We start from the raw sequence: 9919 nt of genomic DNA on the forward strand, positions 1-9919 counted from the left end.
GCCTATTGCCGCATCTCCAGTTACCTGCAGACCATGGCAAATCAGGGATACAATCCGCTGGTCGCCATTCAAATGGCCTTTTCGGGACAGCTCTATGCTGATAGGGGTGAGTAGTTACGGTTTTCTTATGTATCAATGCTTTAGATCATAATTGTACCATCCTGCACCGGATTTCTCATCGTCTTTTTTCGGTTTTTCAATTGAATTTCAATGACTTGGCATTTATAGACGGGAACTAGTTCCACTCAGAAACATGGCGTCGCCATAACTGAAAAAGCGGTACTTGTGTATCACCGCATGGCGATAAGCCGCCATGACCTCTTCATAACCGGCAAAGGCACAGACTAGCATCAGCAGCGTGGATTCCGGCAGATGGAAATTGGTCAGCAGGGCATCCACTACTTTGAATTCATAGCCGGGTGTGATGAACAGGCGGGTATCACCTTCATATGGCTGCAGGACACCGTCAGCAGCCGCACTTTCCAGGCTGCGCACGCTGGTCGTACCCACAGCGATCACCCGACCGCCCTGTTCTTTTGTCTCCGCCACCTTGTCGCAAACCGCCTGCGACACCTGCAGCCACTCGGCATGCATCAGGTGATCTTCCAGATTCTCCACCCGTACCGGCTGGAATGTCCCTGCCCCCACGTGCAGAGTGACCCGCGCGGTTCCGATGCCCCGCTGCGCCAGTTCAGACAGCAGAGATTCATCGAAGTGCAGTCCCGCAGTGGGCGCAGCCACGGAACCTTCCTTTTCGGCATACACGGTCTGATAGCGGGATTCATCGAAAGACTCGTCATCGCGCTGGATATAAGGTGGCAGGGGCATATGCCCATGGGAAGACATGAGGGACATGAACCCGGGCGGTTCCGTGGACAGAATGAACATGTCGCCTTCCCGGCCTTCCACCACCAACCCGGCATCCCCCACGAGGATGCGGCTGCCGGCCTTGGGAGACTTGCTGGCACGAATCTGGGCCAGGGCCCGATTCTCCTGCAGCAGTCGCTCCAGCAGGATCTCGACCTTGCCACCGGTTTCCTTGTGGCCGTACAGCCTGGCCGCCATGACACGGGTGTCATTGAACACCAGCAGGTCATTCTCCCGCAGCAGAAGCGGAAAATCACCGAACTGCCTGTTGCTCAGCCCCCTGTCCTGATCGACAACCAGCAGGCGGCTGCCGGTGCGGCGCTGGGCCGGGTACTGGGCGATCAGTTCCCGGGGCAGGTCATAGGAAAAATCGGATGTACGCATAGGCGCAGGATTCTACCCCAAGCGTCGAACGAATACTTGCCACTTTTGAATTTGCGGTTATACTTCCGGGTTTACTGCCGGGGTGGTGAAATTGGTAGACACGATGGATTCAAAATCCATTGGCCGCAAGGCCGTGCCGGTTCAAGTCCGGCCCTCGGTACCAACAAGCAGTAGCCTTGCACCCAAGGCACACCAAGCCCGTACAACAGCGGGCTTTTTTGTGTCTTCCCACCCCACAACCGTTACCGTCATCGCCCCAGCACATCAATGACAGAGCTTTCCCATTTCAGCAGCCCGATTTCATCCAGGGGCGTGGGCTTGCTGCCGAAAAAGAGCACGGCACGCTTGCCATCGGAATAATAGGGATCGGGCGTCAGGTTGTAGTAGGTTTTTTCCGGCGTGGACAGGCGCGATCCGCCAACCATGCTCAGTCGCTGCAGCATCTGGCTGTAGGCCAGATCCGCCATCAGGTTGTTGCGCGTGTGACCCACATCGGGATCGATGACATGGGTGGTGAAGGTGTGCCTGTTGAACTTCACCCCGATGTCGCGGCTCACCTGCCCGATGTAGATTTCCTTGCCACGAAAATTGTACGGTGCACGCCACAACCGCATGTGGTTGCGCAGGGAGATGGATTCACGGGCTTTCTGGAAACCGATATCCTGTGGCCGGCCGAAAACATAGAGCGGACTGATAGGCGAATAAAGATAGCGGCTGCCGAAAAGGAAGGAAGCGATCGTCTTGCGCAGGGCGATGGCATGCGTGGTTTCGGTCTGCTTCCAGCCGGCACGAAGCAGGGCCGAGAACAGGGTATGACGATCACCGATGAACACGATATTCAGCGGATCGCCAAAGTCTTCGCCACTCCGGTCGGTAGTACAGCAAGGCATGGCAGCAAGCAGCCGGCGCAGTTCCTCTTCCGTTTCGATATCGGTCCATCTCTCGTAGAGGTGATCGAAATCCACCTGGCTGGAATCAGTGACCAGTCCGGGCGCTTTCACGAGCAGGGTAAAGCTTTTCAGATCGTGGTTTCCGAGCAGATCGATATTGACCACCTTGTAGCCTTCATCCATGCGCGTGAACACGAAACCCGAAACCTTGCTGCCCGCCTGTACCGGCGACTGGAATTCCATGGAACGGAAGAAGGCTTCCATTTTCTGGCGCTCCTGCCCATCGGCATGAAGCTGGTAAGCCACTTCCATGGGCGAATAGAGCAGCCTGTCGATACCCGGCTTGAGCAGCAGGTAACTCCTGTCGCTGTGATTGTCCACCTGGATCCAGACCGGCTGTATATGCACGCTGGCCAGGGATACACCGAAAAGCTTTTCGGCCTCTTCCCTGCCGGGGATGGCCACGGTGACGGCAACGCCTTCCTTTGACGCTGTGTCGGCATTCTGCAGCAGATTTACGCCATCACCTGCCGACGGCGCCTGCCAGGATGGCGCTGTAGAGCAACCGACCTGCAAGGAAAGTAGCAATACTGAAATGAAGAAACAGACGAGCCGGTATGGAACTGTTTGCTGGATCATGAATTCTGCTCCTTCTGTGCAGTTTCAGTACTGCTCCCTGGGGAAAGCCTCGAATATGACGTCCTGGATCCGTTGGCCCATGTTCCGTGCAGGCTGTTCTTCGAGTATTCCCTGATCGTCTTCCCAGTACAGGTTACCCCCTGCATCGAGTTTTACCTGCCAGGCGTTCTGTGGCGACATGTCCCGTTCCATAACCTTCGCCAGGGCCTGTCCCAGGCCGGGACTCTCCACCACCACCACTGCTTCGGCATTGATGTTGAAAGAGCGCGGATCGAGGTTCATTGAGCCGATGAACACCCGCTTGCGGTCCACCACGAAAGACTTGGTATGCAGGCCCACGAATTCCCCCTGCACGGGGGGAATCCCCACCAGGGAGCGGATTGCGGCATCCGGCTTCAGCTCATGCAGTTCCGCACCGGCGAGGATGAGATCATCACGCCACGGCTTGTAGTGGCTGTTCACCGCGGGAACATCATGGGTGGCGAGGGAGTTGGTGAGAATGCGCACCTTCACACCCCGATCTGTCAGATCACGGATGAGATCGATGGCAGGCTGGGCCGGTATGATATAGGCATTGGTGATGAGCAGCTCCTCTTGCGCGCTGCCCATGATGCCGAAGATATTGGCAGCCACATTCTGTGCAATGCCCTCGTGAACCGCTGTATCGTAAACCAGCCGGCTGGTGCCCGGGTAAAGCTGATCAACCAGCGTCATCAGCTCATGCTCCCAGCTTTGGGGTTTTTCCGCAAAACGTTTCATTCTTGCCGATGAACGGTTCCTTGCGCGTATCCGGTCCCACTTCTTCCTGACGAACTCCGGATCCGGCTCGGTATCCAGGTTTCCTGCAGATACCACCCATTCGCTCGCTGCCAGCCATGGAGAGCGAAGCGAAGGCTGGTAGACCCCAGTAGCCGCGAGGCCGCACTGCTTACCCGTCGTGCGCATAGCGCCAGAGGGGAAGCAAAGTAGGCATCCAAACGCGGCGTCCAGTCATTGGGAGACAAGTACGGAGCAGCAACGAGCTTGCGAAGTTGTTGCGTAGTGCTTGGTGACCAGGACGGCTGGGGCACCAATAGGTTGTCAAAGGCCGAGTCGATTTTGGGGACTGGGATGTCCCAAAATCTATCACGAGGCCGAAGACACACTTGGTTCCAGAAACTGTCGAACATGCCGCTGGCCTGGGCGCCAATGGCACCGAATCCCAGCAGATCGAGGTCATGGAAATTGTAGGCATCGCTGAGGCCAAAATAGTGATCGCCGATATTGCGTCCACCGACGATGGCCGCCACACCATCTGCCACCATGAGCTTGTCGTGCATACGGCGGTTGAGGCGTTCCATCTCCACGAGAAAGGCTCCGGCACGGGAAAGGACGCCCCGCTCCTTCCAGGGATTGAAAATGCGGAACTCGATGTTGGGATGATTCTGCAACTCGTACATGAGCTGCCCCAGGCCAATGGTGAGCAGGTCGTCCACGATGAGCCGCACCCTTACGCCCCGGTTTGCAGCTTCCACCACCCGCTCCAGCAACAGGGTGCCGGAGTCGTCGGGGTACCAGAGATAGGTCTGTATATCCAGGGAGGACACAGCGGAATCGATGAGTGCTAGCCGCCACTCCAGCGCTTCCTCACTGCCGTCCAGCAGCCGGAAACCGGAAGCGTCATTGCCGTGCTGCAAGCGGATATCTGCCGCGATTTTGGCCAGAATGCCGGACTCCGCTTCCGCTGAAGCCTGGGAAAGCTCAGGCCTTGGCAGGTCGGTACACAACGAGGGGCTGCTGCAGGCGACAAGCAGCAGGATGGATGAAACAATCAGCAGGCTCCTCAGCTTCATCCTTTCCCTCCCTCAGCTTCCCATGTTCCGGCAGACCACCGGAAAGTCAGAGGCCTTACCGACTCTTCCCGAACTTTCAGTTTTCTGCCAGCGCAGCCGGCCAGGCATTTTAATCCCGCTTTCATCTCATTCGCCCCTTGTCCTTTTCCCGCCACAGGTGGAATAACTGAACTTGAGGGGCTCTGCCGGGCCAGCCCATCCCGCTGGATGCACGACCTGTCTTCTGTGGAATACGGCCTTGCAGTCATCCGCGTAACGCACCGTCCAGCCACGAAAATCGATGCTGTTCAGGGTTGTCAGTACACGCTCATTGCTCTTGATCCAGCTCACCATGGCATCCAGATCCCGTTCGTTCTGGTAACGGGGCGGCAAGGCTGCTGTTCCCAGCTGCGAGCCGGTCAGTACCATTACAGTCAACGCTTTCTTCATCATTCTTCTTCCCCCGCCCGCCTATGCCAGGCAACAGATCCCATTGTGCAGAATGGCCCGGGTTATTCCGGAACCAGCTTCAGCGCTGCCGAATTGATGCAATAGCGCAGCCCTGTCGGCTCCGGACCATCGGAGAACACATGCCCGAGGTGGGCATCACAGCTGGCACAGCAGACTTCGATACGCAGCATACCGTGGCTGCGGTCTTCGCGGCTGGCAACCGCTTCTTCGGAAAGCGGTTGCCAGTAACTGGGCCAGCCCGAACCGGAATCGAACTTGGTTTCGGAACTGAACAGCGGCGCATCACAGCAGACACAATGATAGACGCCAGAGGTCTTTGTATCCCAGTACTTGCCCGTGAAAGGTGCTTCAGTGCCATGCTCGCAGCAGACGGCATACTGTTCATCACCCAGCAGTTCGCGCAAATGCTCCCTGCTGAGTATCTTTTTGCCTGTCACATTGTTCACCCTGTTGATACAGTTTGATGTGGAGACACTGATTGTTGCACAATCGTGCGCATGCCTCCTGTTACAATTGCCGGTTTCATCTGAACGACAAGCCGGAACAAGTTGAAACTGCGCCAGAAAAAGATTGCTCCCAAACTGCTTTTCGCCCTGTTTGCTGTCCTGATTTTCATCGCCAGCTACTACCTCGGCAATCAGTATGCCCGTCCACTGGTGAAAGATATCAGCGCTACCGTGTTGCCCAGGCCGGAAAAAATAGGCGGCTTTGTGCTGACTGACAAGGACGGCAAGGTTTTTACCGCGGATTCCTTCAAGAATTTCTGGAATTTTGTCGTCGTTGGCAACCTGTATGACGGTGGTTGTGATAGTCTGCTGCGCCTGTACGTCTCGGCCTGGAACAGGCTGGCCGCAAACCCGGCACTGCAAAAGACGACCCGGATCGTGTTTGTGCAGGCTGCTGCAGGCCCTGACGGGACGGAAAAACTGAAACAGGCCATCGAATTCTATAATCCGGCGTTCACGGCCGTTTCGGGAGACAAAAGGGAAATACAGAAACTTGGGCAGCAGATTGGCCTGTACACCGACAACCCCGGCTGCAATCCCGAAAGCAGCGTGGTGGCCCTGATCAACCCGGAAGGCTATCTTCTGGCATTGTTCACCGGTTCAGACAATCCGGCAGAGATCGCCAGGGATCTGCAATATTTTAACTGAGAATTTCATGCAACCAGGATTCAAAGACAGGTTTTTCACCGCCGCGCTGAAAGTGTTGCCCCAGCACCTGCTGGCAAAGGGCATGTACAAGGTCACCCGCAGCACATGGAAGCCTTTCAAGAACATGCTCATACGGGAAGTCGTATCCCGCTATGCCGTGGACATGTTCGAAGCGGAAAACCCCAGACCCAGCAGCTACCCTTCCTTCAACGCCTTTTTTACGCGGGCACTCAAGGCAGACGCCCGCCCCATCGCCCATCAGTCCGACGCCGTCGCCAGCCCCTGCGACGGCAAGGTCAGTCACGTCGGTTACATCAACCGGGGTAAGCTGATCCAGGCAAAGGGCCATGATTTCGAGTTACTGCAGCTGCTGGGCGGGGACCGGGAACTCACCCGGAACTTCGACGGTGGTGCCTATTCCACCATCTACCTGTCTCCACGCGATTATCACCGCGTACACATGCCCCTGAGCGGACGGCTGCGCGGCATGATATTCGTACCCGGTGACCTGTACAGCGTGAGCGAGGCCACAGTACAACTGGTGCCCGGTTTGTTCGCGCGCAACGAGCGGCTGATCTGTGGTTTCGATACCGCCGCTGGCCCCATGCTGGTGATCCTGGTCGGCGCCATCTTCGTTGGCAGCATGGAAACCGTATGGGCAGGAGAAGTGAAGGGCCCCGGTAATACGCCCACAAGCTGGCTCTACGACAAGGACAAGAAAATCATTCTGAAAAAGGGCGAGGAGATGGGACGCTTCAACATGGGCTCGACCGTCATCACCCTGTTTGCCCGCAATCGCGTCAAGTGGGACAAGGCTTTCCTGCCCGGGGTTCGGGTGCGCATGGGACAACGTATTGGCAAGATCATACGTTCTTCAAGGAAAAAACCAGCGTCTTCTCCAGGGTAGTCTTACCCTGCTGCAGCATCAGCAGCCTGTCCAGACCGAGAGCCACTCCCGCACAATCGGGCAAACCGTTTTCAAGGGCCGCGAGAAAATTTTCATCCAGCGGCAACGGCCTCTGCCCCTGCTGCCGGCGCTGACGATTCTCTTCCTCGAAACGCCGTCTCTGCTCCACGGCATCCGTCAGTTCGTGAAAACCGTTGGCCAGTTCCACACCCTGATAATACAGCTCGAAGCGGCTGGCGACGCGGGGATCGCTGGCATTGAGCCGTGCCAGTGAAGCCTGGCTGGCAGGATAATCATAAACAAAGCTCAGCCCCTGCCTGCCCAGGGTCGGTTCTATCACCATGCTCATGAGCAGATCCAGCCACTGATCCCGATGCTCCAGTCCTTCGGCATGAATATCACGGGAGACCGCAGCCGTTTTCATTTCCCCGATACCTGCTTCCAGCGGATTCCAGCCAAACGCCTTCAGGAACATTTCGACGTAGGAGATTTTTTCAACCGGCAGCCTTGCATGCAGACAGGCCATCACCAGTTCTGCGACCTCATCCATGAGATCGTGATGATCGAAGTCTGTCCGGTACCATTCCAGCAGGGTGAATTCGGGATTGTGCCTGGGACCGTATTCGCCATCGCGGAAAACCGGCACAATCTGGTAGATGGAGCCGCTGGCCATTGCCAGCAGGCGCTTCATGGCAAGCTCGGGGGAGGTCTGCAGATACAGCTGCAGGCCGGAGGGATACCCCGGCCCGGTATAGCAGGTTTGCAGGGGCTCGATGGCCGGATCTGTACCGGAAGCCCGGCTGAGCACCGGCGTACAGACCTCGATGACATCTCTTTGCAGAAAAAACTGCCTGACGTCGGCCAGCTGACCTGCCCTGGCCTGCAGCTTTTCCCTTACTGACTTCAATCCTTCACACGACTGATGTATTCGCCCTTGCGGGTATCCACCTTCACTTTCTCACCGATCTGCACGAACAGGGGCACCCTGACCACCGCACCGGTCTCCAGGGTGGCCGGTTTGCCGCCACCACCGGAAGTATCGCCCTTGAGACCGGGGTCGGTGTCGGTGATTTCAAGCACCACGAAGTTGGGGGCTTCCACCAGGATGGGCGCATTGTTCCACAGGGTGACGTTGCAGATGTCCTGATCCTTGATCCACTTCACCGCATCACCCATGGCGTGTGCATCCGCCTGGTACTGCTCGAAGCTTTCGTTGTCCATGAAGTACCAATACTCGCCGTCGTTGTAGAGGTACTGAAGATCCCGGTCCATGACGTCGGCAGCTTCTACCGATTCTCCCGACTTAAAGGTCTTCTCCAGCACCCGGCCGGTCTTCAGGTTGCGCAGCCTGACGCGATTGAACGCCTGCCCCTTTCCCGGCTTGACGAATTCATTCTCGATGATCACGCAGGGGTCACCATCCAGAAGAAGCTTGAGCCCGCCACGAAATTCGTTTGTACTATAGGTTGCCATGTCACCCTCTTGTTGTGCTGTGGGGACATACCATCACTGACATCCCACGAGCTTCCCGAAAAAACGCCTATGATACCCCTTTCCACCGCTTCCTTGAAAACCGAAAGCTGGCAGCAGCAGCTGGCTGACGGATACGCCAGCATTGGCGAACTCCTGAACGATCTTGATCTGTCCGCACATTTCAATCCTGCGATGGAAGAAGCGGCAAAGAGTTTCCCTTTTCGCGTACCCCGCTATTTTGCCGCGCTGATGAGAAAGGGCGACCCGAACGACCCCCTGCTGCTACAGGTATTGCCCGTCGCCGCCGAACTGCGCCATGCCCCCGGCTTTGTGAAAGACCCCCTGCAGGACGAGGCTGCCCACCAAGGCAATGGCATACTCCACAAGTATCAGGGCCGCGTACTGCTCGTCGCCACAGGCGCCTGCGCCATCAATTGCCGCTACTGTTTCCGCCGCCACTTCCCCTATGCAGGGCGCCAGGCAGTGAAAAACGAGTGGCAACCGGCGCTGGAACAGCTGAGGCAGGATACCAGCATCCGCGAGGTCATCCTCAGCGGTGGTGATCCCCTTATGCTGGGCAACAACCGGCTGAAAGCACTCATCGAAGCGCTGGAGGAAATCCCCCATATCCGCCGCCTGAGAATCCACAGCCGTCTTCCCGTGGTGCTGCCCGCCAGGCTGGATGCCGGCTTCAGCCAAATCCTGAATAGCACTACTCTGGCCACCAGCCTGGTCATTCATGCCAACCACCCCAGGGAACTGACTCCTGTACTGGCGCATGCACTTACACCCCTGCGTGAAGCCGGCATTACCCTGCTCAATCAGTCCGTGCTCCTCAAGCGCGTCAATGACGAGGTGCGCACCCAGGTCTCGCTGAATGAATCCCTGTACGAGATGGGCATATTGCCCTACTACCTGCATCAGCTGGATCCGGTGCAGGGTGCGGCACATTTTGCAGTGGATGACCAATCTGCACTGAGACTGCACCAGGGAATGGAGCGGCGGCTGCCCGGCTATCTGTTGCCCCGTCTGGTGCGGGAAATTGCCGGCGCACCCAGCAAGCAGACGTTGCTCGGATCACAAAACCGGAAAAAACTTATTTCAGGTTGAGCAATGGTCCACAATAAAAACCCGCGTACACTTTTTCATCAACACGATTGAAGCGAGGTATTTTTTTCATTGTTTTTCATGCTATTACTATACAACTAGAGTTTAGAGTTTCAGAGGAGAAAAACCACTAAAAATCTCAAAAAATAGTTGACATAGCAAGGCGCGGCCTCTCAGAAGAGAAATCAACACAAACTTCTGGAGGCCGCTATGGAC

The 9919-nt window shown here is 56.7% G+C and carries 11 protein-coding genes and 1 tRNA gene; 4 read left to right on the plus strand and 8 right to left on the minus strand.

What is annotated here, in order from left to right; all coding sequences use genetic code 11:
- Positions 1 to 222: 222 nt before the first annotated feature.
- Positions 223 to 1251 (minus strand): tRNA preQ1(34) S-adenosylmethionine ribosyltransferase-isomerase QueA, encoded by a 1029-nt coding sequence (gene queA / locus ACOCD2_RS06500; RefSeq protein WP_293649803.1) that lies wholly within the window; start codon positions 1249 to 1251, stop codon positions 223 to 225.
- Between the two features lie 76 nt (positions 1252 to 1327).
- Between queA and ACOCD2_RS06505 the strand changes: the two genes are divergently transcribed.
- A tRNA-Leu gene (locus ACOCD2_RS06505) sits at positions 1328 to 1414 on the plus strand.
- Positions 1415 to 1499: 85 nt separating this feature from the next.
- Here the strand turns inward: ACOCD2_RS06505 and ACOCD2_RS06510 are convergent.
- The 5 genes from ACOCD2_RS06510 to msrB form a co-directional block, all read right to left on the minus strand.
- Entirely contained in the window at positions 1500 to 2780 is a 1281-nt protein-coding gene (locus tag ACOCD2_RS06510; RefSeq protein WP_293652453.1) for an LssY C-terminal domain-containing protein, read from the minus strand.
- A gap of 24 nt (positions 2781 to 2804) precedes the next feature.
- The gene (locus ACOCD2_RS06515) at positions 2805 to 3539 is read right to left on the minus strand and encodes a phospholipase D-like domain-containing protein (protein WP_293652452.1); all 735 of its coding nucleotides are present in this window, start codon (positions 3537 to 3539) and stop codon (positions 2805 to 2807) included.
- Positions 3536 to 4612, minus strand: a complete 1077-nt coding sequence (locus tag ACOCD2_RS06520; protein WP_293646861.1) for a phospholipase D-like domain-containing protein — start codon at positions 4610 to 4612, stop codon at positions 3536 to 3538. Before ACOCD2_RS06520 ends, ACOCD2_RS06515 begins: the two co-directional genes overlap by 4 nt.
- A gap of 126 nt (positions 4613 to 4738) precedes the next feature.
- Positions 4739 to 5041 carry a hypothetical protein gene (locus ACOCD2_RS06525; RefSeq protein WP_293646863.1) on the minus strand — a complete coding sequence of 101 codons (303 nt, stop codon included), beginning with the start codon at positions 5039 to 5041 and terminating at the stop codon, positions 4739 to 4741.
- A gap of 62 nt (positions 5042 to 5103) precedes the next feature.
- Positions 5104 to 5499: a peptide-methionine (R)-S-oxide reductase MsrB gene (gene msrB / locus ACOCD2_RS06530; RefSeq protein ID WP_293646865.1), complete on the minus strand. Its 396-nt coding sequence runs from the start codon at positions 5497 to 5499 to the stop codon at positions 5104 to 5106.
- A 111-nt stretch (positions 5500 to 5610) separates the two neighbouring features.
- Here msrB and ACOCD2_RS06535 point away from each other — a divergent pair, with 111 nt between their 5' ends.
- Together ACOCD2_RS06535 and asd are read left to right on the plus strand one after the other, a co-directional pair.
- Positions 5611 to 6216, plus strand: coding sequence for an SCO family protein (locus ACOCD2_RS06535; RefSeq protein ID WP_293646867.1), 606 nt, complete (start codon positions 5611 to 5613; stop codon positions 6214 to 6216).
- 7 nt (positions 6217 to 6223) lie between these two features.
- Positions 6224 to 7123, plus strand: coding sequence for an archaetidylserine decarboxylase (gene asd / locus ACOCD2_RS06540; protein ID WP_293646869.1), 900 nt, complete (start codon positions 6224 to 6226; stop codon positions 7121 to 7123).
- Here the strand turns inward: asd and epmA are convergent.
- Entirely contained in the window at positions 7080 to 8030 is a 951-nt protein-coding gene (gene epmA, locus ACOCD2_RS06545; protein ID WP_293646871.1) for an EF-P lysine aminoacylase EpmA, read from the minus strand. The two genes, asd and epmA, sit on opposite strands and share 44 nt — an antisense overlap.
- Entirely contained in the window at positions 8027 to 8596 is a 570-nt protein-coding gene (gene efp, locus ACOCD2_RS06550) for an elongation factor P (RefSeq protein WP_293646873.1), read from the minus strand. The genes epmA and efp overlap by 4 nt, the downstream gene beginning before the upstream one ends.
- A 69-nt stretch (positions 8597 to 8665) precedes the next feature.
- Here efp and epmB point away from each other — a divergent pair, with 69 nt between their 5' ends.
- Positions 8666 to 9706 carry an EF-P beta-lysylation protein EpmB gene (gene epmB, locus ACOCD2_RS06555; protein WP_293646875.1) on the plus strand — a complete coding sequence of 347 codons (1041 nt, stop codon included), beginning with the start codon at positions 8666 to 8668 and terminating at the stop codon, positions 9704 to 9706.
- The last annotated feature ends 213 nt before the right edge of the window (positions 9707 to 9919 follow it).

Source organism: Thiolapillus sp., from assembly GCF_048562965.1.
Lineage (GTDB): Bacteria > Pseudomonadota > Gammaproteobacteria > Chromatiales > Chromatiaceae > Thiolapillus > Thiolapillus brandeum_A.

Bases quoted from the DNA above. Each gene is read 5' to 3' on its own strand.
- queA (WP_293649803.1), bottom strand. From the start codon at position 1,251: ATGCGTACATCCGATTTTTCCTATGACCTGCCCCGGGAACTGATCGCC.
- ACOCD2_RS06510 (WP_293652453.1), bottom strand. From the start codon at position 2,780: ATGATCCAGCAAACAGTTCCATACCGGCTCGTCTGTTTCTTCATTTCA.
- ACOCD2_RS06515 (WP_293652452.1), bottom strand. From the start codon at position 3,539: ATGAAACGTTTTGCGGAAAAACCCCAAAGCTGGGAGCATGAGCTGATG.
- ACOCD2_RS06520 (WP_293646861.1), bottom strand. From the start codon at position 4,612: ATGAAGCTGAGGAGCCTGCTGATTGTTTCATCCATCCTGCTGCTTGTC.
- ACOCD2_RS06525 (WP_293646863.1), bottom strand. From the start codon at position 5,041: ATGAAGAAAGCGTTGACTGTAATGGTACTGACCGGCTCGCAGCTGGGA.
- asd (WP_293646869.1), top strand. From the start codon at position 6,224: ATGCAACCAGGATTCAAAGACAGGTTTTTCACCGCCGCGCTGAAAGTG.
- efp (WP_293646873.1), bottom strand. From the start codon at position 8,596: ATGGCAACCTATAGTACAAACGAATTTCGTGGCGGGCTCAAGCTTCTT.
- epmB (WP_293646875.1), top strand. From the start codon at position 8,666: ATGATACCCCTTTCCACCGCTTCCTTGAAAACCGAAAGCTGGCAGCAG.